A 23,414-nucleotide genomic window follows, 5' to 3' on the forward strand; every position below is an offset into this window, starting at 1 on the left:
TAACCATGACGCGCGAAATTGCGCGCCAGGTTACGGCCCATGACCCCGAGGCCGGTCACGCCGATCGATGCGGAAGCGCTCATGTGCTGTACCTGTCCCCTGCGTGGGTGAGTCCGTCACCGTCAAGTACGCACGTGAGGCGGGTCTTTCTCGATACGGCGCAGATCCGGGCGTTCCCCGACGGCTGCCCGCGCCCCCTCAGTAGAGGTCGTCGACCTTGAGATCCGGCCCCACGACCAGGTTCACGACCCCCGCCGAAGCCTCCCCGGACGCCGCCGCGGTCACCTTCCCGCCGAGGCGCGTCATGAGGGCGCGCGCGCCGGTGTCGTCCGCGCCCTGGGCGTACTGGACGGACGTCGTCGAGACGGTGGACGGGGCGTTTCCGGTGGAAACGACGGTGAAACCGTTTGCCCGGAGTTTCTCCGCGACGGCCGCCGCCCGCCCGGAGACCCCGGTGCCGTTGAGCACCTTGACCTTCACGGCGGACGCGTAGACGAGGTTCTTCGTCTTCGCCGCGAGCGCGTCCTTCGTCGTCTCCTGGTCCTTGGCCAGCGCGGTGAACAGGTCGGCGGCCTGCGGGTACTGCCAGACGACGTTGGCCCGGTCGGTCGGCACGTCCGCCTCGCGCGGGTAGTTGGGGACCGTGAGGAAGGAGAGCCGGTCGCTCGGGATGCCCTGGAGTTCGGAGGCGAGCGAGTAGAGCGGCTTGATGCCGGCCATGTCCGGGTCCGTCGTCAGCGACTTGGTGGCCGCGTTCAGGAAGCCGTACATCGCGTCGGGGCTGCCCAGTTTGGACTTGGCCTTCTTGGCGAGGGCGTCCATGAACTCCTGCTGACGGCCGATACGTCCGATGTCGGAGTTGTCGCCGACGCCGTAGCGGGCGCGGACGTAGCCGAGGGACGTCTCGCCGTCGATGGTCTGGCAGCCGGCCGGGAGGTTCAACTTGGCCTTGGGGGAACGGATCGCGGTCTTCGGGCAGACCTCTATGCCCTCCAGCGCGTCGACCATGCCCTTGAAGCCGGAGAAGTCGACGGACATGAAGTGGTCGATGCGCAGCCCGGTGTTCTCCTCGACGGTCTTGATCGAGCAGGCGGCGGCCCCCGCGACCTCCCCGCTCGTCCCGCCCAGCGCGAACGCCTCGTTGATCTTGAAGTGGTGCTCCTCCGACTTGGCGCCGTTCCCCTTGTCGCAGGCGGGAATCCGCACCCACGAGTCGCGCGGGAACGACAGCACGGACGCCCACTTGCGGTCGGCCGGGATGTGCAGGACTAGCAGCGTGTCCGACTGCATCGTCGTCAGGTCCTTGTTGTTGCCGTAGCCGGAGTTGGCGCCGTCACGGCTGTCCGAACCGACGATCATGATGTTCTTGGAACCCGGGCTGAGGTTCTCGGGCCGGTCGCCGCCGATCTTGTCGTCGACGTCGGCGGAGGTGATGTTCCCGTTCAACTGCTGGTAGATCCAGGTGCCGGCCCCCGCGACCCCCAGTACGCCGACGCACAGGACACCGGCGCTCCAGGCCAGCACCCGCCCTCGCCGCGTCAGGCGGACATCCGCCTTGCGCTTCCCCACGCCGTTCCTCCGCTCCCCCAGGCTCGTTCGGAGCTCCGCCTCCACTCGGCACGGACGCCCCACAGACAACAGACGACCCAGACATCAGGTTTCGTTGCCCTGGGAATGACCAATTCTTTTCCAGTACGACTGTTACCGCACATCCCGTTCATCTCACCCGCCTCTTACGATGATCAACAGGCACCTCACAGCCATCATCAGGGGGATCGATGAACTCCGTCAGCATGCGCGGACGTTGGCGCGGACGGCGGCGCCTCGGCGCCGGTACGGCCGTCGCCGCGTCGCTCGCGCTCGCCGCTCTCGCGGTCGTTCCGGCGCAGGCCGACGAGCAGACCGACCAGTTGTGGATCAACGCGCCGACCGACCGTCCGGTGACGGTCGCGCCGGCCTCGGGGGACGCGATCGCCCAGTCGATCCCCGTCGGCCTCTACCACGACAACGGCAACTTCACGGTGAGTGACGCCAAGTTGACGGTCGACGTCTCCGGACTCGCCGGTGTCGCCGAGGTGTTGTGGCCGTCGAACTGCGCCCCCAGCGGGACGTCGGCGGTCTGTGAGGTGGGCGACGTACCGGTCCTGCGCGCCGGGTTCGTCCCCCAAGTGGCCCTGAAGATACGGTCGTTGCCGGGTGCCGCGGTCGGTGCCGCCGGGCGGATCACGTACGCCGCCGAGGCGACCGGCGGCCCCGACGGGACGCTCGTCGCGCCGGCCGACTCCTTCGAGACGGACGTCACCGTCGGCACCGGTCCCGACCTGAGCCTCCCGACGTACCCCGATCTCACGGGAGTTCAGCCCGGGACGACGGTCGACGTGCCGTTCGGCGTCACCAACCACGGTGACCAGGCCGCGAACGGCTACACCCTCCAGATGTGGACGTCGTACGGGCTCGACCTCGCGACGGCCTACCCGCAGTGCTCGTCCGAGGACATCTCCGGCTTCCTCGTCCACTACACCTGCGCGTTCGACACGGTCGTCCAGCCCGGTGAGACGGCCCCGCTGCCGCAGCCGCTGAAGGTCGCCGTCACGTCGCACGCCCTCGACGAGCGGTTCGACTTCTCCGTCGACACGGCAGCCGGGCAGAGCGAGTTGTGGCCCTCCGACAACGGCACGGGCCGGCTGATCCAGGCGGACAACACGGCGGACTTCGCGGTCTCCGGGTCCTACGCGGGCGGGGCGGCCGGGGAGACCGTCGGCCTCACCGCGCGGCTCACCGACAACGGGCCCGCCTGGGTCGCCAACATCCGCTCCGGGGACCCGGTCGCCGTACTCGACGTGACGCTGCCCGCCGGGACGAGCGCGGTGAGCGTGCCGGACGGGTGCAGGGCGCGGGGAGCCTCGTACGCCTGCGAGTTGGGGATTCTGATCAAGCCGGGGCAGACCGTCGAGTTCCCGTTCACGGTGCGGGTCGACAGTGTCGTGCCCGGGGCCAAGGGGAGCGTGTCGGCGCGGCCGTCGTACGGGACGGGGTTCTCGTTCGACCCCGACACGTCCAACAACTCGGCTGAGTTCTGAGGAGGGTTGGGGCGCCCTGGGGGTTGGGGCGCCCCAAGTCGTCTCGTGTTACGGCGCGTTGATCAGGTCCACCGGCGGGACGCTGACCGTGCGCGCGCCCTCCGTGCCGCCGAGGGTGACCTTGCGCAGGGAGACGTTGTTCTTCAGGTCCGTCTCCTGGAGGCGGTTGGCCGGGTTCGCCTTCACCTCAATGTAGTACGTCCCGTTCGGCAGGCCCGTGACGTCGAAGGACTGGCCCGGACGGTACTGGGTGTAGGTGTCACCGGAGCCGACGTCCAGCACCTCGCGCACCGAGATCGAGTTCTGCTGTCCACAGGCGGTGGACAAGTCGGTGTTGTACGGGTGCCAGTTGGCGTTCTTCACCGTGTAGTCGACGGCGTCCGTGTTGGCGAGGCAGAACGCCTCCTTGCCGCTGCGGACCTCCTTCGTGCGGTCCTCGCTCAGCAGGCGGTAGCTCGCGAAGTCCGTGAAGTGCCAGTGCTCGTGGCCGATGCGGGGGTCCCACTCCATCGTGCCGGCCGGGGTGTAGCCGACCTGCTTGCCGTTCGCGTCGTAGAAGTACTGGTAGGAGTCCATGAGTTCGGCGCCGGGCTTGCGGAAGCCGTCGACGACGAGGGGGGCCGGACCGGCGTTCCAGACGTTCGCGCTGAACGCGAGGTAGTCCTTGCCCGGGACGTCGCCGTCCTCGCCGTCGGTGATCTGGATGTCCCAGGCCGGGAGCGAACGCAGGTCGGGCTTGGGGACGTTGGCGGGGACGCCGGCCTTGCCGGTCGGCTTGGCGGCGTTCGCCCGCAGCCCGGGGGCGATGCGGGAGCCGTCCGTGTGGCCCTTGCCGTCGCCCAGGTGGTGGGCCTGGCCGCGGGCTTCGAGGGCGTGCGAGAGGGCGGGCGGGGTGGGGGCGTCGGCGCCGCGCGGGCCGTAATGGTGGGCGGCACCAGGGGTGTTGGCCTCGTGGCCGGCGTGCCCGGCGCTCTGCGGGGAGCGCAGGCCCTGGCCGCCGCCGCCCTTCTGCTCCCGCACCGTCACCTTCACGGTCGCCTGGTCGTTCGGGATGCCGAAGAGGTCGCGGTACTTCTTCGCGACGGAGACCTTCGCGGTGTACTCGCCGGCCGCGAGGTCGACCGGCTTGTCGTAGTCGACGGCCGAGGTGTTGGCGGCCCAGCCCTGCTCGACGCCCCAGACGGAGCCCAGGGTGAAGGGGTTGGTGGGGCAGCTCTGCGGGTAGTGCGAGGTCGCCGGGGCGTCCGGGCGGAGCCGGCCCGAGGCGTTGTTCGGGCAGAACGTGCCGCTGCTCTTCGTGACCTCCTTGCCGGAGGCGTCCGTCAGGGACACCTCGACGAAGTCCGGGAGGCCCTTGAAGTCCTTGACGAGGCCCGCCGGGAGGTTCTTCGTCGTGACCTTCTTGCCGTCCCGCAGGATCTGCTGGGCAACGATCTGGTCCTTGTACGACTTGCGGGTCACCTTGAATTCGAGGGGCGCGTTGTCGACGGTCAGGTAGGTGCCGAGGTCGAGATAGACGCCCGATTCCCCCTCCCACCTGTCGATGACGACGGCCTTCGACGCGGCGACGAGCTTCAGTTGGGGCTGGCCCGGCTTGGCCGCCGGGGCGGCGCCGGCGCCGGGTGCGGTGGCGGCCACCGCCGCCACGACGGTGAGCGCGGCCCCCGCGGCCAGTGCCGCGCGCTTCAGTTGCCTGTGGTTGTGCTGACTGGTCATCGGTTCCTCGTCCGTTCCTAGCCTGCGGGTGCGCCTGGTCCTGGCCACCCGGACCGAACAGCCCCAGCTCGGCCCCCACCCCACGAACCACTGCGACGCGTCCCCACGCGCCCCTGGGATCGGGCCCGACCTATGAGCACCCTGTGAGACAGCCTTTCGCCGACCCCGGTTGCCTCCACCCCCAAGAAGGTCAATTTCTCAACCCCCTGATCACCAAGGGGCGTTATCCGGTCGGTCAAGGTCATCCTGTGGGGGCGGGCGATCACCGATGATCTCCGGGCCGGGTGCGGGGGCGCCGGGGGCGGGGCGCCGGGCGGGTCACGGCAACCGCCCTGGGCGGTCGGCCCGCTTCGATACGACGCCGGCCCGCGCCCCCACCCTCCCGTTACAGCCGCCACTCCTCCCGGTACGAGGGATGCTCGTAGTACGCCTGAGCCAGCACCCGCAACGCGTACCCCACCCCCGCCCGCCGCGCGTCCCCCGCCGTCATCCCCTCGTACTCCCGAGCCAGCGCGTCGACGAGGTCCAGCATCGGAAGGTGGCTGTCGAGCAGCGCGTCCCCGCCGAAGCGGTGCGCGACCTCGGCGTACGCGTGGTTGTCCTCCTCGTAGCGGGCGTGGAGGAATCCGAGGAGGGCGTCGTCCATGGGGTGCTCCTGTCGCTGGAGATGATGTGCGGATGACCGGAATCGTGGATCGCGGGGACTACGGCGTAGGGGTGACCCCCTGGGACGACCCGGAGTGGCGCGCCGAAGTGCTGGAGTGGGTGCGGGGGGTACTGGGGGACGACGCCGTCCAGGGTGACGTACGTCTGCGGCCCTGGTCCGTCCTGATCCGTTTCGGGGGCGTCTGGTTCAAGGCGAACCCCCGGGGCAGCCGGTTCGAGGCGGGGCTGGGGGAGGGGCTGGCGAGGTGGGTGCCGGGGAGGGTGCTCACGCCGGTGCGGGTGTGGGCCGAGCGGGGCTGGGCGCTGTGGCCGCACGGCGGCACGGTGATGAGGGACGCGGACGGCACCCCGCCGAACCTGCCGGCGTGGGAGGGGATGCTCCGCCAGTACGCGGCCCTGCAAAGGGAGGTGACCCCTCACGTCCCCGAGATCGAACACCTCGGCGTCCCCTCCGCCCGCCCCAGCGACATCCCGGCCCTCTTCGACCGCCTGACCGACGAGAACCCCACCCTGGACAGCACGGCCAGAGCCGGCCTCCTGGCGAACCGCCCCCGCCTGAAGGACTGGTGCGACGAACTCTCCGAAAGCCCCGTCCCCACCACCCTCGACCACTCCGACCTCCAGGACTCCCAGGTCCTCTCCCACCCCCCGTACCACCAGTTCACCTTCTTCGACTGGGGCGACGCCACGATCGCCCACCCCTTCGCGAGCCTCCTCGTCCCCCTCCGCGTGGCCACCCGCCACCACGGCTCCCGAGCCGCCACCCGCCTCCGCGACGCCTACCTCACCCCCTGGACCGACACCGGCCTCCCCACCCCCGCCCTCCACCGCACCACCACCCTCGCCTGCCGCCTCGCCGCCGTCGCCCGAGCCGCCGCCTGGACCCACGTCTTCCCCACCCCGCACGGCACACCCCCGGAGAACCTGAGAGCGGCGGCGGCCTGGCTCCACGAACCGTTCACCGGACCCACGCCGTGACAGCCGAGTCCGCCCCCCTCGACGACAAACAGGCCCCGGCCGCGTCAGCGGTCAGGGCCCGTTCGATCACCTACCTACCGCACACGGCGGCACACCTCAGACGTTGACCCCGAAGTCCTGCGCGATCCCCGCGAGACCGGACGCGTAGCCCTGGCCGACCGCGCGGAACTTCCACTCCGCGCCGTTGCGGTAGAGCTCGCCGAAGACCATCGCGGTCTCCGTCGCCGCGTCCTCGGAGAGGTCGTAGCGGGCGATCTCGGCGCCGCCGGCCTGGTTGAGGATGCGGATGTACGCGTTGCGGACCTGGCCGAAGTTCTGCGAGCGGTTCTCCGCGTCGTAGATGGAGACCGGGAAGACGATCTTCTCGACGTCGGCGGGGAGGCCCGCGAGGTTGACGTTGATCGACTCGTCGTCGCCGTCGCCCTCGCCCGTGCGGTTGTCGCCGTTGTGGACGATCGAGTTGTCCGGGGTCTGCTTGTTGTTGAAGAAGACGAAGTGGGCGTCGGAGTAGACCTTGCCCGCCGGGTTGACCGCGATCGCGGACGCGTCGAGGTCGAAGTCCGTGCCGGTGGTGGTACGGACGTCCCAGCCGAGGCCCACGGTGACGGCGGTCAGGCCCGGTGCCTCCTTGGTGAGCGAGACGTTGCCACCCTTGGACAGGCTTACAGCCATGGTTGGGAGTCCTTCCCTGTTGTGTACGTCGAGTCGTGCCGTATGGCGTGAACCTACAGCTACCCCCTTGAACGCCCCAGGGTGCCGCGAAGGTTCCCGCCCCCTTTACTTTCTTTACCTCTAAAACCAGGTGACTCCCGGGGCTCCCCGCCGCACCATGGAACGCATGTCCGGTCCCTATCCCATCAGAGGCTCCGTCTCCCTCCCGGAGGCCGAGCTGACGTGGCGTTTCTCGCGGTCGTCGGGACCGGGCGGGCAACACGTCAACACGAGCGACACGCAGGTGGAGCTCCGTTTCGACCTCGCCCGCACGGAGTCCCTCCCGCCCGTCTGGAAGGCCCGCGCGCTGGAGCGCCTCGCCGCCCGCCTCGTCGACGGCGTCGTCGTCGTCCGCGCCTCCGAGCACCGTTCGCAGTGGCGCAACCGCGAAGCGGCGGCCGTCCGCCTCGCCTCCCTCCTCGCGGAGGCGACCGCCCCGCCCCCCAAACAACGCCGCCCCACCCGCATCCCCCGCGGCATCAACGAACGCCGCCTCCGCGAGAAGAAGGCCCGCGCGGAGACGAAACGGGGCAGGACGGGCCGGGACTGGTAGCCGAGGGGGGCTGCGCAGAGGGCCGTCGTACGCATGCCGGATACGACACCGGCGAGCGCGCGCCGTCTCCGTACCCCTTACCTCGTATTACGTCGTACCCGTCCCCCTCACCCCAGCCCCAGCACCCCCACGACCTCCTCCTCCCCCTCCTCGCCCACGACCTCCCCGTTCTTCCGGAACCCCAGCCCCAGATAGAACTCCTCGGGCCCGTGTTCCCCGGTGTGCCAGGTGACGTAGAACTCCTCCGTCCCCCGCCGCCGCAGCTCCTCCGCGACCGCCCGCACGGCGAACCGCCCATACCCCTTGCCCTGCTCCCCGGCCGCGATGTTCAGCCGCCACAGCCCCGACCGCCGCAGCGACCCCCCGTCCTCGCGCCAGTCGACGTCGATGAAGGCCATGAGGAAGCCGACGGCCCGCTCCCCGTCGACGATGAGCCGGGGCCAGGCGACACCGGGGTGGACGTACGCCTCGGCGAGCGACTTCACCACCGGCGCGACGGCGAACTCCTGCTCGGGCAGCACGGCCACGGCGATCGCTTTCGCGAAGTTGGCCGGCGTGATCTCTTCGAGGCGGGGTGCGGACATGCCCGCACATTAGGCAGGCCGCCGGCTCAAGGGCGAAGCGTTTTCCCGACGCCCGCCGAAGCCTTCCCGATGCCCGCGGCAGTCTTCCCGGCGTCCGCCGAAGCCCTCCCGACGCCTGCCGCGAGCAAGCTGCCCAGCGTCCGCCCCAGCCTTCCCGGCGTCCGTCGCGAGCTGTTCGGCGCCCGCCTCAGCGCTTCCCCGCATCCACAGCCCCCTCGCACCCGCCGGACCGCGCTCCCCAACCCCCGCCCCCCAACCCCCGCCCCCCTCACCCCAGTTGCCGATACCTCCCCCGGAAGTACATCAACGGCCCCCCTTCCGCACTCGGCAGCGCGGCGCCCAGTACCCGCCCGATCACCAGCGTGTGGTCCCCGGCGACCACCCGCTGCTCCGTCCGGCACTCGATGTTCGCCAGCGCCCCGCCCACGAGCGGCGCCCCGCTGACCTCGCCCCGCCGGTAGGGGATGTCCTCGAAGAGGAGCCGGTCGCTGAGCCGCCCCTTCATCGCGAACCGCCCGGCGATGTGCCGCTGGCTCTCGGAGAGGACGGAGACGGCCCACAGGGGCTGCTCGTCGAGGAGATCGTCCATCCGGGAGCCGGTGCGCAGGCTGACGAGGACGAGCGGCGGGTCGAGGGAGACGGACATGAACGCGGTGGCGGTCATGCCGACGTCCTCGGCGGGCGGCGCCGCGGGGTCGTCGGGGTCGAGGGACGGCTCCTGCGCGGTCACCAGCACCACACCACCGGCCAGCCGGGCCATCGCGGCCCGGAACGCGTCGTTGCTCACCCCCTCAGCATGCCTGGCGAGCGGCGGGGCGGGGTTCGGGGAAATGTTCGGCACCCTCGGCACGCTAGTGTCCGCGCACCCCGCCGGACATCGGACTTCGGCCCGAGACGCCTGGCGAAGATGGTCCTACGACCCGCCCCCGCGCCGGGAACCCTCCACGTACAGTAAGCGTTGTCCAAACAGTCGGTAACGGCTTCCGGAGCACTCTGAAAATTGCAGAAACCCCGCCCAATTGTTCATGTTTCGCTGTGACTTGAGTCACAAGGGGCGAGAATTGTTGACCCTGTGTACCGGGTGAGCAGCGCGCTGTGATTCAGTGGCAGTGAAATGGTACGCCGATGAACAACCCTTGATTCGCTGCGAAGTCTCGGGGGGAGGGCGAGCATGGAGACCGAGTCGGAACCTTATGTCCGCCTCGCGTCCCTGCGGCAACTGCACCAGGCGATGGCCGACATGAACACGGCCCGCAGCCTGGCGGACACCTTGCAGACGGTCGCGGACGGGGTCGTGAGCGCCCTGGGCTACGAGCTGGCATGCGTGAACCTCGTACGGAACGACGGCCATCTGGTCGTCGCCGCGTTCGCCGGGAACCCCGCGGCGGAAGCGCTCATCACCGGCCGCGTCGGCTCCCGCGAGTCCTGGGAGCGCCGTCTCGCGATGGGCGAGATGTGGGGCGACCTGGTCTTCATCCCGCACACCGAGGGCTGGGTCCTCGACGACGACGACGTCCCGCAGTGGTACACCGACGGCCCCCCGCCCCGCTTCGAGGACGAGTGGCACCCCTCGGACCGCCTGTTCGCCCCCATGTACACCCCGGCCGCCCCCGGCGGCACCTGCGGCGAGCTGATCGGCGTCCTCTCGGTGGACCGCCCGCGCAACGGCCGCCTGCCCGGCGCCTGGGGCCGCGAGGCGCTCCAGATGTACGCGTTCCAGGCGGCCATAGCCGTCAGCAACGCCCGCCTCAGGTCGAACATCCAGCGCGCCCTGGTCCGTCTGGAGCGCGAGCAGCAGGCGCTGCGGGCGAGCGAGGAATCGTTCCGGGCCGCCTTCGAGAACGCCCCCTCCGGCATGGCCATCGCCGAGATGGGCGGCGAGCAGCACGGCCGAATACTCCGGACCAACGACGCCCTGTGCCGCCTCCTCGGCCGCCCGGCGTCCGCGATGCGCCGCTACGCCTTCTCCGACCTGGTCCACCCGGAGGACATCGGCACCCTCCTGCGGACCTCCCCGGAGGGCGGCCGGGTGGAGGTCCGCCTCGGCCGCCGCGACGGCACGTACCTGTGGGTGTCCCTGCGCAACTCCGTCGTGGCGGACGCCGCCGACGGGCCGCGCTTCCTCCTCACCCACGTCGAGGACATAGAGGACCGCAAGCGCCGCGAGATCCACCTCGCCCACCGCGCCTCCCACGACGCCCTGACGGGCCTGCCCAACTCCGCCGAGCTGCGCGCCCGCCTCTCCGCCCGGATCTGCCGCCGCCCCCAGTCCGGCCACCCCGCAGCGCTCGACGCGATGGACCAGACGTACGGCCCCGGCGCGCACGACGCGAACGGCCACGGCTTCGACTACCACCCCGTGCCCGCGCAGCCGCACGGGCAGACGTCGTACGACGGCTACGACCACCACGTCCACGTCGTCGCCCCCGACGAGGGCGCGCGCGACGACGGCGCGAAGGGGCTCGCCGTCCTCTTCTGCGACCTCGACGGCTTCAAGTCGATCAACGACCGGTTCGGGCACAACGCGGGTGACGCGGTTCTCATCGAGGTCGCCCGGCGGCTCGGCAAGGCGGTCCGCGACGGTGACACGGTCGCGCGGCTCGGCGGCGACGAGTTCGTGATCCTCGCCGACGGCCTCGGCCGCGCCGACGCCACCGACCTGGCCGTCCGCCTGCGCAACGAGATCATCCAGCCCATCCGCGCCGAGGGCCGGGCGGTCCGGGTGGGCGCGAGCTTCGGCATCGGCTGGGCCGAGTGCGGCATGTCCGCGGACGAGGTCCTGAAGTCCGCTGACGAGCGGATGTACGTCGAGAAACGATCTCGTCCCAAACAGCATCGACGGGCCGGATAAACCGCAGGTCAGAAGGTTTAGGGAAGCGGACTCACCCGTTCGGCCCCACCGGAGCGGGTAGGCTCGCTCTTCTCACCACCTTGTAGACGGCCCCGCACCTGTTGAGGAGTTCGAGGGATGACGCCCGGCAACAACGGCGCGAGCACGCCGGAGGACGACGACCCGTTCGGCTACCTCTACGAGGACGGACAGGCCCGCGGAGCCCAGCCCCCGTCCGGCGGCTACGGCTACCCCAACTCGGTCAACCGGGTCCGCGCGGTCGGCGACCGCCGCCCCACCACGGCCCCCCAGCAGCAGACGGCCGCCTACGGCCAGGTACCCCAGCAGTACGGGCAACCCCCCCAACCTCAGCAGTACGGCGCCCCCCAGCAGCAGGGCGCGTACGGCGCTCCGCAGCAGGGACTCCACCAGGGCCCCCCGCCCCAGCAGCCCCCGCGAGGCGCCGGCCGGGGCGGCGGCGGTCGCGGCCCCAACACCAAGGGCCTCCTGATCGGCGCGGTCGCGGTGGTCCTCGCGGTCGTCGTCGGCATCGTCATCGCGATCACCAATGGTGACAAGGGGGACGAGGCGAAGAACGGCACCACGCCCACGCCGGACGCCTCCACGTCGACGAGCGCGTCCCCGAGCGACTCGGGCAGCAGCCCGAAGGCCGAGGACGAACTGCCGCCGACGACCGACGCGAAGGCGATGAAGCTGGACGGCGGCGCGACCACCGCCTCGGACATAAAGGGCTCGAAGTCCGGTACGTACGTCACCGGTCTCAACACCGAGGGTGCCTCGGTGACTTGGACGGTCAACGGCATTCCGGAGGACGGGGCCTACACGGTCTTCGCCCTCTTCAACGTCGTCGGCGACAAGCAGGAGATGACCCTCTCGGTCAACGGCAAGGCGGAGAGCCGCCCGGTGAACTTCAGCAACTTCACCGGCGCCACGGACCCCGCCCAGGCGTGGAGCAGGACCTACTCCTGGACGACCCTGACCAAGGGCACCAACACCATCTCCATCTCCTGCCAGTCCGGCAACAAGTGCAACGTCCTGCTGGACCAGTTGGCGCTGCGCAAGGGCCAGGTCAAGAGCCTCGACTAGGCCGCGCTGGCCTCCCCCCGCACCGCCACCCTCCCCACCCACTCCTCGTACGCCCCCCGGTCGAACTCCCCGGCCCCCGGCGCGAGGACGGTCGCCATCGAGAGGGCGAGGGCGTGGGAGAGGCGTTCGGGCCAAGGGAGTCGGTGGGTCAGGCCAAGGAGGAGTCCGGCGGTGGCCGAGTCGCCGGCGCCGGTGGGGTTGCCGTGGAGGCGAGTCGGTGGGGTGGCGCGCCAGCGGCCCTCCGGGGTCGCCGCGAGGAGACCCTCGGGGCCGAGGGAGGCGACGATCGAGCGGGCGCCCCGCCTGCGGGCGTCCTGGACGGCCGTCAACGGGTCGTGGGAGCCGGTGAGTTCGGCCAGCTCGTCGAGGTTCGGGGTGATGATGTCGGGCCGGGCCGCGACCCCCCTGCGCAACGGTTCGCCGCTCGTGTCCAGCAGCACCGGCACGCCCGCCGTCCGCGCCGCCCGCACCAGCCCCGCGTACGCGCCGACCGGCACCCCCTGCGGGAGGCTGCCGCACAGGGCAACTGCCGAGGCAGAGCCCAGGAGTTGCTCGTACACCTCCAGGAACGCCGTCCACTCGGCGGCGGTGACGACCGGGCCCGGTTCGTTCAGCTGAGTCGTGTCACCGGTGTGGGTGTCGACGATCGCGACGGTCCGCCGGGTGGTCCCCGAGATCGGGACGAGCGCGTCGACCACCCCCGGGACCAGGGTGAGTTGCTCCTGTACGGCCTCGCCCGTCGCGCCGCCCACGAGGCCCGTCGCCGTCACCTCGTGGCCGAGGGCGGCGAGGACGCGGGCCACGTTCAGCCCCTTGCCGCCCGGCCGTTCGACGACGTCGGTGACCCGGTGGGTCGTGTGGGGACGCAGTCCCGGCACGCGGTAGGTGAGGTCGAGAGCGGTGTTGAGCGTGACCGTCAGGATCACCTGCCTCGACCTCCCCCGCGCCGGCGCCTACGGCGTGCTTACCCAACTACCGTGCCTCATCACGCCTTTGAGGTCGAAGTTCTCGTCCAGGACGACGACGTCGGCGAGCTTCCCGGCCTCCAGCGACCCGATCTCGTCCCAACGCCCCAGCAGGCGGGCCGGGTTGACGCACAGCGCCTGGACGGCGTCCTCGACCGGGATGCCGTCGACCGTCACCGCCCGCTTGAACGCGCGGTCCAGCGTCAGCGTCGAGCCCGCGATCGAGCCGCCCTCCACCAACCGGGCGACCCCGTCGGTGACTTCGACCTCCAGCGGGCCCAGCAGATAGATCCCGTCGCCGCCGCCGGCCGCGTCCATGGCGTCCGTGATGAACGCGACGCGCTCGGGACCGGCCAGCCGGAACGCCAACTCCAGGGCGGCGGGGTGCAGATGGGTGCCGTCGTTGATCAACTCGACGGTGACGCGCGGATCTTCGAGGAGCGCGGCGACCGGGCCGGGGGAGCGGTGGCCCAGCGGGGGCATCGCGTTGAAGAGGTGCGTGGCGACCGTCGCCCCCGCGTCGATGGCCTCGCGCGTCTGCTCGTACGTCGCGTCCGTGTGGCCGATCGCGGCGATCACGCCGTGCTCGGCGAGGAGCCGCACCGAGTCGATGCCGCCCGGGAGTTCGGTGGCCAGGGTGACCATCCGGGCCTGTCCGCGCGCCGCGTCGAGCAGCTTGCGGACGTCCGCCGGGTCCGGGTGGCGCAGCAGCGCCTCGGAGTGGGCGCCCTTGCGGCAGGGCGAGATGAACGGGCCCTCGAAGTGGATGCCGGCGATCTCCCCGTCCTCGGCGAGTTCGCTGAGGACGCCCGCCTGCCGGGTGAGGACGTCCAGGTCGTCCGTCACCGTCGAGGCGACGAGGGTGGTGGTGCCGTGCAGGCGGTGGGTGTGCAGCGCCTTGCGGACCTCCTCGACCGGGCCGGAGAAGGAGGCTCCGCCGCCGCCGTGGTTGTGCAGGTCGACGAAGCCGGGGACCAGGTGGTGGCCGGTGAGGTCGATGCGCCGGGCGTTTGGCGGGGGAGCGGCGGTGATGCGCTCGCCGTGCACGGCGAGGTCCCGGACGGCGGTCCCCGAAGGGAGGACCACGCGTGCGCCGGTGAGGATCGTCGACTCTGCTGCCATCAGGGCGTTTCCTCCGTGCCGTCCGTCTTCTTCAGAAGATCCCATGCCATCAGGCCCGCTCCCAGGCAGCCCGCCGTGTCGCCGAGGGCCGCCGGGACGATCCCGGGCAGGTGCTGGAACGTCACCCGCGCGCCGATCGCCTCCCGCAGCGGGGTGAACAGGGTGTCGCCCGACTCCGCGAGGCCGCCGCCGATCACGATCGTCGAGGGGTCGAGGAGGGTGAGGGCGGTCAGGAGCCCGTCGGCGAGGGTGGTGACGGCCTCCCGCCACACCTGCCGGGCCGTCGGGTCGCCCGCCTCCACCGCCTTCGCGCAGTCCGCCGCGTCGGCGTCGGGGTCGCCGCAGGCCCGCGCCCACGCCTGCGACACCGCCGCCGCCGACGCGTACCGCTCCAGACAGCCGCGCTGCCCGCAGGGGCAGGGGATGCCGTCGGGGCGTACGACGACGTGGCCGATCTCCCCGGCGGAGCCGTGCGCGCCGGCCTCGATGCCGGCGGGGGTGCCGATGGCGCCCGCGATACCGGTGCCGAGGGCGAGGAAGAGGAAGCGGGGGGTGTCCCGGGCGGCGCCGAGGCGGCCCTCCGCGAGACCGCCGGTGCGGACGTCGTGCCCGAGCGCGGCCGGCGCCTCGACACGGGCCGAGAGGAGATCGCGCAGCGGGGTGTCGCGCCAGCCGAGGTTCGCGGCGTAGACGGCGGTGCCGCGCGCCTCGTCGATGATGCCGGGGACGGCGAGGCCCGCCGCGCGGGCGGTCTCGCCGAACTGCCGTACGCCGTACGCCCGGAGGTCCGCCGCGAAGTCGAGGATGCCCTCGATCACCGCCTCGGTGCCCCGCTCGCGGGCCGTGGGCCTGCGGTCGCGGTGCAGCAGCGCGCCGTCCGCGCCGACCAGGGCGCCCTTCATCGCGGTGCCGCCCACGTCGAGGGCGATGACATGTCTCACGGTGACAGTGTGGCCGAGGACCCGGGAGAGGTCTAGTCCACTCGGGTGGTGTAGACCTTACTCCGACTATCGGACAAGTATGTGGAGTGGGCAGCAGTGGTGCAGAGGGGCTGGGTCGGGGCCGTGGCCGCGTTGGCGTTGACGGTGAGTGTCGGGGGGTGCGGGGTACTCGGGGGTGACTCCGGACGGGTGAGCCTCAGACTCGTCGCCGCGGACTACGGGGACAGCGCGGCCAACAGCTCCACCAAGTACTGGGCGACGCTCGTCGAGGCGTACGAGAAGAAGCATCCCGACGTCGACGTCGAGGTCAGCGTCTACTCCTGGAACGACGTCGACGCCAAGGTCAAGGCCATGGTCGACGCCGGGGACGCGCCCGACATGGCGCAGATCGGGTCGTACGCCGACTACGCCGCCGAGGACCGGCTCTACCCGGCGAGCGACCTGCTCTCCATCCCCGTCCAGGCCGACTTCGTTGCGCAGCTCGGGAACGCGGGGAAGGTGCAGGGGCAGCAGTACGGGATGCCGTTCGCGGCCTCCACGCGGCTCCTCTTCTACAACAAGGCGTTGTTCGAGCGGGCCGGTGTCCGTACGGCGCCCACCACCTGGGACGAACTGGCCTCCGCCGCCGAGAAGTTGAAGGAGGCCGACGTCAAGTACCCCTACGCGCTGCCCCTCGGGCCCGAGGAGGCGCAGGCCGAGGCCATGCAGTGGATGCTCAGCGGCGGCGGGGGGTACACCACCACCGCCGGGACCTACAGCCTCGACTCCACCGAGAACGTCCAGACCTTCACCTGGCTCAAGGACAACCTCGTCGACAAGGGCCTGACGGGCCCGGTGGCCCCCGCGAAACTCAACCGCGCCACCGCCTTCACGGCCTTCGCCGCCGGCGACGTCGGCATGCTCATCGGCCACCCCTCCCTCATGCGCGCCGCCCAGGACAAGGGCGTCCGGTACGGCATGGTCCCCATGCCGGGTCGATCCGGCGTCCGGCCGCTGACGATGGGGGTGGCCGACTGGATGACCGCCTTCAAGCAGCACAACCACCAGGACGAGATAGGCGAGTTCCTCGACTTCGTCTACTCCGAGGAGAACGTCCTCACCTTCTCCCGTACCTACGACCTCCTCCCGGTGACCTCCTCCGCCTCCGCCGCCATGTCCGCGGCCCCCTCGGACCGGCCCCTGGAACCCTTCCTGGAGGAACTCCCCCTCGCCCAGCTCTACCCCGCCGGCCGCACGTCCTGGTCCACGGTGGCTGCATCGATCAAACAGGGCATCGGCGCGGCGGTCGCCCCCGACGCCGACCCGGAATCGATCCTCCGCTCCCTCGAGACGAAGGCGATGGCCGCGGAAAGCGGACTGTCGTAACCCCGCACTACTGTCTCCCCATGCCGCTGCCGCCCGACCTCCCCCCCCAAGCCCTCACCATCCTCGCCCTCGAACGCCGCCCCTTCCCCACCCCCGGCGCCAAAGAACGAGCCATCCGCGAAGAACTCAACCTTTCCCCCGTCCACTACTACCAACTCCTCAACGCCCTCCTCGACGACCCCCGAGCCCTCAAATCCGACCCGGTGACGGTGAACCGCCTGCGGAGGGTCCGGGAGTCAAGGCGGGAGGAGCGTTAGGGGTGGGTCCGGAGGAGACCCGTCCGCGGGCCCGCTGTGGCCGTTCGCGCAGTTCCCCGCGCCCCTGAAAGACCGGGGCTGATCGCCGTACGAAGGCGCGGGCCCGGGACAGCGGCTCCGCCGCGGGGCGCGATCAGTTACATGCGGCCGGCGGCCGAAGTGATCCTTGCGGCTCCCTGCGTGGACGTGATCGCCTGCAATGGTGCTCAGCCCAGTTTTTAGGGGCGCGGGGAACTGCGCGACAAGCCACGGCGGACCCGCACCCGAAGTCCTTCCGGGGCCGAGGCTCCCCGCGCGGACATGATCCTTGACGATGGCGCTCAGCCCGGTCTTTCAGGGGCGCGGGGAACTGCGCGACAAGCCACGACGGACCCGCACGCGACACCCTAGGCTCAACCCATGCCTACCCACCCCCCCACCCCCGCAGCCCAACAAGCCCTCGACGCGATCCGAGCCCACCCCGCCCGCTCCCTCCTCGCGTTCGACTTCGACGGGACGCTGGCGCCGATCGTGGAGGACCCGGAGAAGTCACGCCCGTACCCGGGCGCGGTGGAGGCGCTGGCGGCGCTGGCGGAGCGCGGCGTGAGGGTCGCCGTCATCACCGGTCGGCCCGCTGAAGTGGCCGTCGGATACGGGGGATTCGGCGAGATCGAGGGGATGATCGTCCTCGGGCACTACGGAGCCGAACGCTGGGACCAGCGCACAGGAGAGGTCGTCGCCCCCCCAACTCCCCCCGCCCTCGACGAGGTCCGACGAGAACTCCCCGCCATCTTGGGCGACACGGACGCCTGGGTGGAGGAGAAGGGCCGAGCGGTCGCCGTACACACACGCCGCGCGAAGGACCCGCAGGGCCTGTGGGAAACCCTGCGGCAACCCATCACCGCCCTCGCCACCCGCCACGCCCTCCTCGTCGAACCGGGCAGACTGGTCCTGGAGATCCGCCCGCCGGGCACGGACAAGGGAGCGGCCCTGAAGAAACTGGCCCAGGAGACCACCCCCGCCGCCATCCTCTACGCCGGCGACGACCTCGGCGACCTCCCCGCCTTCGACGCGGTCGAGACACTCCGCGAAACCGGCACCCCCGGCATCCTCGTATGCAGCGCCAGCAAGGAGGTCACGGCCCTCACCACCCGCGCCGACCTCACGGTGAACGGCCCGGCCGGCGTCGTAGCCCTCTTGGATCAGCTGGTCAACGAGTTGAGCTGATCCAGGAACCACTGCGTCGGCGGCAACGCGGTAGCCGCCGACGCGAGCCGCTTCGTCCGCTCGGCCCGCTCCTCCAGCGGCATGGAGAGCGCTTCGTGAAGGGCCGCGGCGGTCTCCAGGATGTCGTAGGGGTTGACGGTGATGGCGTCGTCGCGAAGCTCCCAGTACGCCCCCGCCTCCCTCGAAAGGACCAGCGCGCAACCGTCGTCGGAAACGACGGGGACCTCCTTGGCGACGAGGTTCATGCCGTCGCGGATGGGGTTGACGAGGGCGACGTCGGCGAGCCGGTACGCCGCGAGGGACCGCGCGAAGTCGTCCTTGAGATGGAGGAGTACGGGGGTCCAGGTGGCCGTGCCGTACACGGAGTTGATCTCGTCGGCGACGCGCTGGACCTCGTCCATGTAGTCCCGGTAGACCTTGAGGTCCTGCCGGGAGGGATACGCGAAGGCGACATGGACGACGCGGTCGTGCCACTCGGGGTGCGTGTCGAGGAGATGCCGGTACGCCAGCAGCCCCCGGACGATGTTCTTGGACAGCTCGGTCCGGTCGACCCGTACGACCGCGAGCCGCCCCTCCCCGATCTCCTCCCGGAGGGACGCGATCCGGTCCCGTACATCGGGCTGATGGGCCCGTTCCCGGAGGAAGTCCGCGTCGGCCCCTAGGGGATGCACCCCGATACCCGTAGTACCCGTCCCCTCGGGACAGCACGCGGCGAAGGAGTCGGCCCACCGCTGCGTGAGGAACCCCAGCCGGTCGGCGGAGAGCAGGCTCGTCAGGAGCTGCGCCCGGATGTCGTCGGGCAGCAGCGCGAAGTAGTCCGGCGGCGCCCAGGGCGTGTGGGAGAAGTGCCCGATCCGCAGATCCGGCCGCAGCTCCCGCAGCATCCCGGGCACGAGACACAGGTGGTAGTCCTGCACCAGCACGGCCGCCCCCTCGGCGGCCCCCTCCGCGAGCGCCTGCGCGAACGCCCGGTTGTACGCCTCGTACGACGCCCACTGCCGCCTGAACTCCGCGTCGAACACGGGCTCCAGGGGCGTCTGGTACAGCATGTGGTGCACGAACCAGAGCACGGAGTTGGCGATCCCGTTGTACGCGTCGGCGTGCACGTCGGCCGGGATGTCGAGCATCCGCGTCCCGGCTTCCCCGACCCCTCGCCGCACGGCCTCGCGGTCCCCGTCGGACAGCGCGCTGCACACCCACAGCGCCCCCGCGTCCGGGTCGATCGCGGAGAGCCCGGAGACGACGCCGCCGCCTCCGCGCTTGGCGTGCAGGGTGCCGTCGTCCCCCACGGAGTACGAGACGGGCCCCCGGTTGGAGGCGACGAGCACACGGGAAGCACCGAACGTCATACGCCAGAACCTAGCCAGGCGCCGCGCTGCTCAAACGTTCGGAACGTATACGTGGCATGGGACTGGGGGGTATGCCGTACCCAAGTATTAGCCGGGTACGGCCCGAGAGCCACTCACGCCACCTTCCGCCGCGCGTACTCCGCGACCTCAACCATCGGCGGCCTCTCCTCCGTGTCCACCGAATACGTCCGCGCCTCGAAGCCGTCCTCCCCCCGCTCGAACTGCGTCAGCGCCGGACGGATCAAGTGCCCGCGCGCCAGCCGGAGTTGGGCGGTCCGGTAGATCGCCGCGGACATCCGCCCCAGCGCCTGCCCGTCCTGGTGACGATGCTTGCGGACCCCGATGTCGACCTGCGCCAGCGCGTCCAGCCCCACCAGATGCAGCGCGTCCACCAGCATCCCCAGCTCCACCCCGTACCCCACCGGGAACGGAAGCTGCTCCAGCAGACTGCGGCGGGCCGCGTACTCCCCGCCCAACGGCTGCACGAACCCGGCGAGTTGGGGCCAGTGCATGTTCAGCAGGGGGCGCGCCATCAGCTCGGTGACCCGGCCGCCCTGACCGGCCGCGCCGGCGAGGGGACGGTCGTACATGCCCTTGACCAGGTCCACCCCCGGATCGGTCAGCAGCGGGCCGACGATGCCCGAGACGAAGTCGGAGGAGAAGTCGCGCAGGTCGGCGTCGATGAAGCAGACGATGTCGCCGGTGGTGGCGAGCAGGGAGCGCCAGAGGACCTCGCCCTTGCCGGGGACGGCGGGCAGGCGGGGGAGGATCGCGTCGCGGTGGACGACCCGCGCGCCGGCGGACGCGGCGACCTGGGCGGTCCGGTCGGTGGAGCCGGAGTCGACGACGACGAGTTCGTCGACGAGGGGGACCTGGAGCATCAGGTCGTGGCGGATGACGGAGACGATGTCCCCGACGGTCTCCTCCTCGTTCAGCGCGGGCAGGACCACGGAGACGGTCAGACCGGACGCGCGTTTCGCGGCCATGATCCGGTGCAGGGGGCGATCGGTCACCGACCAGGAGCGGGTGGCCAGCCAGCGCTCGACTTCTTCCAGCACAGTCAGCGGCTCCTCACTGTCACGATCACACTGCCCAGTGTGATCCATCTCGCGGTTCGGACGACTATCTCAACTGTCGTGGCATTCGGTTACAGTCTTGAACAACGCTGGTGACCATCGCATGTCGGGGGCGCCGGGCGGACAGCTCCACTCATAACTTCATACCGCTCATCCAGAGGGGCAGAGGGATACGGCCCGATGAAGCCCCGGCAACCCTCCAGCCGGTCTCGTGCGTGATCACGCAGCGAGGCTCCCGGCTAGGGAAGGTGCCAAATCCGTCTCACGGCGAGATGCGTCGTGAGGAAGATGAGGAGAAAGGGCCTCGCCTCCATGGCTGTGCAAACCGTCGCCACGACCACCGTCGACCTCGGTCCCGCCGCGGCGCTGAGCTGTCGCGAATGCGGCCACCGCGTCCCCCTCGGCCCGTTCTTCGCCTGCGAAGAGTGTTTCGGCCCGCTGGAGATCGCGTACGACTTCTCCGCGTACGACACCGAAGAGCTGCGGGCCCGTATCGAGGCCGGTCCCGCCAACATCTGGCGTTACGCCCCCCTCCTCCCCGTCCCGGCCGACGTCGCCGAGAAGCCGAACATCAACCCCGGCTGGACGAAGCTCGTCAAGGCGGACAACCTGGCAGCCGCGCTCGGCGTCTCCCAGGGCAAGCTGTTCGTCAAGGACGACTCCGGCAACCCCACGCACTCCTTCAAGGACCGAGTGGTGGCCCAGGCACTCGAAGCGGCGCGCGCCTTCGGCTTCACCACCCTCTCCTGCTCCTCCACCGGCAACCTCGCCGGTGCCGTCGGCGCCGCCGCCGCCCGCGCCGGGCTCCGCTCCTGCGTCTTCATCCCGCACGACCTGGAGCAGGGCAAGATCGTCATGGCCGCGGTGTACGGCGGTGAGCTGGTCGGCATCGAGGGCAACTACGACGACGTCAACCGCTTCTGCTCCGAGCTGATCGGCGACTCTGCGGGCGAGGGCTGGGGCTTCGTCAACGTCAACCTGCGGCCGTACTACGCCGAGGGCTCCAAGACGCTGGCGTACGAGATCTGCGAGCAGCTCGGCTGGGAACTCCCGGACCAGCTCGTCGTACCGATCGCCTCCGGGTCGCAGCTCACGAAGATCGACAAGGGGCTCCAGGAGCTGATCAAGCTGGGGCTCGTCGCGGACAAGCCGTACAAGATCTTCGGGGCGCAGGCGGAGGGGTGCAGCCCGGTGTCCGTCGCGTACAAGGCGGGGCACGACGTCGTACGGCCGCAGAAGCCGGACACCATCGCGAAGTCGCTGGCCATCGGGAACCCGGCGGACGGGCCGTACGTGCTGGACATCGCGCGGCGTACGGGCGGGGCCGTGGAGGACGTCACCGACGAGCAGATCGTCGACGCGATCAAGCTGCTCGCGCGGACCGAGGGGATCTTCGCGGAGACGGCGGGCGGGGTGACCGTCGGGGTGACGCGCAAGCTGATCGAGAACGGGTTGCTCGACCCGTCCCTGACGACGGTCGTGCTGAACACCGGTGACGGCCTGAAGACCCTCGACGCGGTGGCCGGGACCGGGCTCACCGCGACCATCCGTCCGACCCTGGACTCCTTCCGAGAGGCTGGCCTCGCATGAGCGTCACTGTTCGTATCCCGACCATCCTCCGCACCTACACGGGCGGGCAGGCCGAGGTGAGCGCCGAGGGCGGGAACCTCGGTGAGGTCATCGCGGACCTGGAGAAGAACCACACGGGGATCTCCGCGCGGGTCCTGGACGACCAGGGGAAGCTGCGGCGGTTCGTCAACGTGTACGTCAACGACGACGACGTGCGGTTCGAGCAGGGGCTGGAGACGGCGACCCCTGACGGCGCCGGCGTCTCGATCATCCCGGCGGTCGCGGGCGGCTGACCCGTATGTGTTGACCTAATGTCATTACTCGCCGGTAGTAACCGTCAGTAATGCACATTACTCATTGTTCATCGAATTGCCCTCTCTGCTTCGAAGCGGAGGGGGCAATTCTGTGTGGTTGAAGGAGGTAGGGTTGGGGAACCCGCTTCCGCTTGACGTGCCGGGCGCCCTTGATTTCTGCCTTACACCCGACAAGAAGTAGCCAAACTGCATGCCTCTTGCGTGGCATTTGCGGCATATGTCGGGCCCGACTTGCCCTGAACTCTCCTGAATTCTCACCACATTCCGGATCGAGTGCGTCCAGAATTCTCGTCCGATTGACCTGTTGCAGAGGGCAGTTGTGCAGATACATTCGGCCGCGGTCGACGCGTTCCGGCGCACGCCCCCAAATCGGCTGGGGGGTGAGGTCTGACCCGGGTCCGCGAAGTGTGGATCTGCGCAAGGGCCAGTAATAGGGGAGTTAGGCATGGCTCAGGGCACCGTCAAGTGGTTCAACGCGGAGAAGGGGTACGGCTTCATCGCGGTCGACGGTGGTGCGGACGTCTTCGTCCACTACAGCGCCATTCAGATGGACGGCTACCGCACCCTCGAAGAGGGCCAGCGAGTCGAGTTCGAGATCTCGCAGGGCCAGAAAGGCCCGCAGGCCGACATGGTTCGCGTCACCGCCTGAACATTTCACCAGAAGACCCGCACCTGTCCAGGGTGCGGGTCTTCTGCCGCGCCCCGACCTGCGCGCAGCTCTGCATCGATACACGAGCCCGCGACCGGCCACGGCGCCACCACTTTCCCTCGGCACTCAGCCCAGTCCTTCAGGGGCGCGGCCCTGTGCCTGATCTGCGGCTGTCGCCGCGCGAGCACGACCGGCTGCGGCGCGGCCACTTCCTGCTCGGCGCTCGGCCCGGTCTTTGAGGGGCGCGGGGCTGTATCGAAGTGCGGCTGCCGCCGCGTGAGCGAGACCAGTCACGGCGGGGTACTTTCGCTCGGCGCTCGGCCCGGTCTTTCAGAGGTGCGGTTCTGCGCCTGATCTGCGGCTGCCGCCGCGTGGG

The 23,414-nt window shown here is 70.5% G+C and carries 23 protein-coding genes and 1 riboswitch; of the genes, 11 read left to right on the top strand and 12 right to left on the bottom strand.

What is annotated here, in order from left to right; translation table 11 throughout:
* On the bottom strand, positions 1 to 83 hold an 83-nt coding region (locus ABZX85_RS45655; protein ID WP_355867953.1), incomplete at its 3' end, for an NAD(P)-binding domain-containing protein.
* Between the two features lie 115 nt (positions 84 to 198).
* Positions 199 to 1,569 (bottom strand): LCP family protein, encoded by a 1,371-nt coding sequence (locus ABZX85_RS45660; protein WP_355883688.1) that lies wholly within the window; start codon positions 1,567 to 1,569, stop codon positions 199 to 201.
* Positions 1,570 to 1,778: 209 nt separating this feature from the next.
* Here ABZX85_RS45660 and ABZX85_RS45665 point away from each other — a divergent pair, with 209 nt between their 5' ends.
* The gene (locus ABZX85_RS45665; RefSeq protein ID WP_355883691.1) at positions 1,779 to 3,080 is read left to right on the top strand and encodes a hypothetical protein; all 1,302 of its coding nucleotides are present in this window, start codon (positions 1,779 to 1,781) and stop codon (positions 3,078 to 3,080) included.
* 48 nt (positions 3,081 to 3,128) lie between these two features.
* On the opposite strand, the gene ABZX85_RS45670 is transcribed toward ABZX85_RS45665, so the two are convergent.
* Together ABZX85_RS45670 and ABZX85_RS45675 are read right to left on the bottom strand one after the other, a co-directional pair.
* Positions 3,129 to 4,796 carry a lysyl oxidase family protein gene (locus ABZX85_RS45670; protein ID WP_355883694.1) on the bottom strand — a complete coding sequence of 556 codons (1,668 nt, stop codon included), beginning with the start codon at positions 4,794 to 4,796 and terminating at the stop codon, positions 3,129 to 3,131.
* Between the two features lie 385 nt (positions 4,797 to 5,181).
* Positions 5,182 to 5,442, bottom strand: coding sequence for a DUF6221 family protein (locus ABZX85_RS45675; RefSeq protein WP_355883697.1), 261 nt, complete (start codon positions 5,440 to 5,442; stop codon positions 5,182 to 5,184).
* Between the two features lie 32 nt (positions 5,443 to 5,474).
* On the opposite strand from ABZX85_RS45675, the gene ABZX85_RS45680 reads away from it, so the two are divergent.
* The gene (locus ABZX85_RS45680) at positions 5,475 to 6,440 is read left to right on the top strand and encodes an aminoglycoside phosphotransferase family protein (RefSeq protein WP_355883700.1); all 966 of its coding nucleotides are present in this window, start codon (positions 5,475 to 5,477) and stop codon (positions 6,438 to 6,440) included.
* Between the two features lie 96 nt (positions 6,441 to 6,536).
* On the opposite strand, the gene ABZX85_RS45685 is transcribed toward ABZX85_RS45680, so the two are convergent.
* Entirely contained in the window at positions 6,537 to 7,112 is a 576-nt protein-coding gene (locus ABZX85_RS45685; RefSeq protein WP_355883703.1) for a TerD family protein, read from the bottom strand.
* A gap of 157 nt (positions 7,113 to 7,269) precedes the next feature.
* Here ABZX85_RS45685 and arfB point away from each other — a divergent pair, with 157 nt between their 5' ends.
* On the top strand, positions 7,270 to 7,704 hold the full coding sequence (gene arfB / locus ABZX85_RS45690; protein WP_355883705.1) for an alternative ribosome rescue aminoacyl-tRNA hydrolase ArfB: 435 nt from the start codon (positions 7,270 to 7,272) through the stop codon (positions 7,702 to 7,704).
* A 107-nt stretch (positions 7,705 to 7,811) separates the two neighbouring features.
* Here the strand turns inward: arfB and ABZX85_RS45695 are convergent, their stop codons facing one another.
* The gene (locus tag ABZX85_RS45695) at positions 7,812 to 8,288 is read right to left on the bottom strand and encodes a GNAT family N-acetyltransferase (protein WP_355883708.1); all 477 of its coding nucleotides are present in this window, start codon (positions 8,286 to 8,288) and stop codon (positions 7,812 to 7,814) included.
* A 268-nt stretch (positions 8,289 to 8,556) separates the two neighbouring features.
* Positions 8,557 to 9,048, bottom strand: coding sequence for a flavin reductase family protein (locus tag ABZX85_RS45700; protein WP_355883861.1), 492 nt, complete (start codon positions 9,046 to 9,048; stop codon positions 8,557 to 8,559).
* A 411-nt stretch (positions 9,049 to 9,459) separates the two neighbouring features.
* On the opposite strand from ABZX85_RS45700, the gene cdgB reads away from it, so the two are divergent.
* Both cdgB and ABZX85_RS45710 read left to right on the top strand, forming a co-directional pair.
* Positions 9,460 to 11,139, top strand: coding sequence for a diguanylate cyclase CdgB (gene cdgB, locus ABZX85_RS45705; protein WP_355883711.1), 1,680 nt, complete (start codon positions 9,460 to 9,462; stop codon positions 11,137 to 11,139).
* 117 nt (positions 11,140 to 11,256) lie between these two features.
* Positions 11,257 to 12,225, top strand: coding sequence for a carbohydrate-binding protein (locus ABZX85_RS45710; RefSeq protein ID WP_355883714.1), 969 nt, complete (start codon positions 11,257 to 11,259; stop codon positions 12,223 to 12,225).
* Here ABZX85_RS45710 and ABZX85_RS45715 read toward each other — a convergent pair.
* The 3 genes from ABZX85_RS45715 to ABZX85_RS45725 are packed head-to-tail and all read right to left on the bottom strand — an operon-like array spanning position 12,222 to position 15,253.
* Entirely contained in the window at positions 12,222 to 13,151 is a 930-nt protein-coding gene (locus tag ABZX85_RS45715) for a 1-phosphofructokinase family hexose kinase (protein WP_355883717.1), read from the bottom strand. The two genes, ABZX85_RS45710 and ABZX85_RS45715, sit on opposite strands and share 4 nt — an antisense overlap.
* Positions 13,152 to 13,178: 27 nt before the next feature.
* Entirely contained in the window at positions 13,179 to 14,312 is a 1,134-nt protein-coding gene (nagA, locus tag ABZX85_RS45720) for an N-acetylglucosamine-6-phosphate deacetylase (RefSeq protein ID WP_355883720.1), read from the bottom strand.
* The gene (locus tag ABZX85_RS45725) at positions 14,312 to 15,253 is read right to left on the bottom strand and encodes an ROK family protein (RefSeq protein ID WP_355883723.1); all 942 of its coding nucleotides are present in this window, start codon (positions 15,251 to 15,253) and stop codon (positions 14,312 to 14,314) included. The genes nagA and ABZX85_RS45725 overlap by 1 nt, the downstream gene beginning before the upstream one ends.
* A gap of 123 nt (positions 15,254 to 15,376) precedes the next feature.
* Here ABZX85_RS45725 and ABZX85_RS45730 point away from each other — a divergent pair, with 123 nt between their 5' ends.
* The 3 genes from ABZX85_RS45730 (at position 15,377) to otsB (ending at position 18,081) form a co-directional block, all read left to right on the top strand.
* Positions 15,377 to 16,618, top strand: a complete 1,242-nt coding sequence (locus ABZX85_RS45730; protein WP_355883865.1) for an extracellular solute-binding protein — start codon at positions 15,377 to 15,379, stop codon at positions 16,616 to 16,618.
* Between the two features lie 20 nt (positions 16,619 to 16,638).
* Positions 16,639 to 16,875 carry a DUF3263 domain-containing protein gene (locus tag ABZX85_RS45735; protein ID WP_355883725.1) on the top strand — a complete coding sequence of 79 codons (237 nt, stop codon included), beginning with the start codon at positions 16,639 to 16,641 and terminating at the stop codon, positions 16,873 to 16,875.
* Between the two features lie 399 nt (positions 16,876 to 17,274).
* Positions 17,275 to 18,081 carry a trehalose-phosphatase gene (gene otsB, locus ABZX85_RS45740; RefSeq protein ID WP_355883727.1) on the top strand — a complete coding sequence of 269 codons (807 nt, stop codon included), beginning with the start codon at positions 17,275 to 17,277 and terminating at the stop codon, positions 18,079 to 18,081.
* On the opposite strand, the gene ABZX85_RS45745 is transcribed toward otsB, so the two are convergent.
* Both ABZX85_RS45745 and ABZX85_RS45750 read right to left on the bottom strand, forming a co-directional pair.
* A complete protein-coding gene (locus tag ABZX85_RS45745) occupies positions 18,057 to 19,430 on the bottom strand; it encodes a trehalose-6-phosphate synthase (protein ID WP_355883729.1) in 1,374 nt (457 codons plus the stop codon). The two genes, otsB and ABZX85_RS45745, sit on opposite strands and share 25 nt — an antisense overlap.
* Positions 19,431 to 19,543: 113 nt before the next feature.
* Positions 19,544 to 20,488, bottom strand: coding sequence for a glucosyl-3-phosphoglycerate synthase (locus tag ABZX85_RS45750; protein WP_355883731.1), 945 nt, complete (start codon positions 20,486 to 20,488; stop codon positions 19,544 to 19,546).
* 165 nt (positions 20,489 to 20,653) lie between these two features.
* Positions 20,654 to 20,801: riboswitch (SAM riboswitch) on the top strand.
* Positions 20,802 to 20,818: 17 nt separating this feature from the next.
* Here ABZX85_RS45750 and thrC point away from each other — a divergent pair.
* The 3 genes from thrC to ABZX85_RS45765 all read left to right on the top strand — a co-directional run bounded on the left by thrC (position 20,819) and on the right by ABZX85_RS45765 (position 23,038).
* Entirely contained in the window at positions 20,819 to 22,096 is a 1,278-nt protein-coding gene (thrC, locus tag ABZX85_RS45755; RefSeq protein WP_355883733.1) for a threonine synthase, read from the top strand.
* Entirely contained in the window at positions 22,093 to 22,368 is a 276-nt protein-coding gene (locus tag ABZX85_RS45760) for a MoaD/ThiS family protein (RefSeq protein WP_355883735.1), read from the top strand. The genes thrC and ABZX85_RS45760 overlap by 4 nt, the downstream gene beginning before the upstream one ends.
* Positions 22,369 to 22,834: 466 nt before the next feature.
* Positions 22,835 to 23,038 (top strand): cold-shock protein, encoded by a 204-nt coding sequence (locus ABZX85_RS45765; RefSeq protein ID WP_004986573.1) that lies wholly within the window; start codon positions 22,835 to 22,837, stop codon positions 23,036 to 23,038.
* Positions 23,039 to 23,414 lie beyond the last annotated feature (376 nt).

Origin of the sequence: Streptomyces sp. NPDC004539, assembly GCF_040610055.1 — a bacterium.
Classification (GTDB): Bacteria; Actinomycetota; Actinomycetes; order Streptomycetales; family Streptomycetaceae; genus Streptomyces.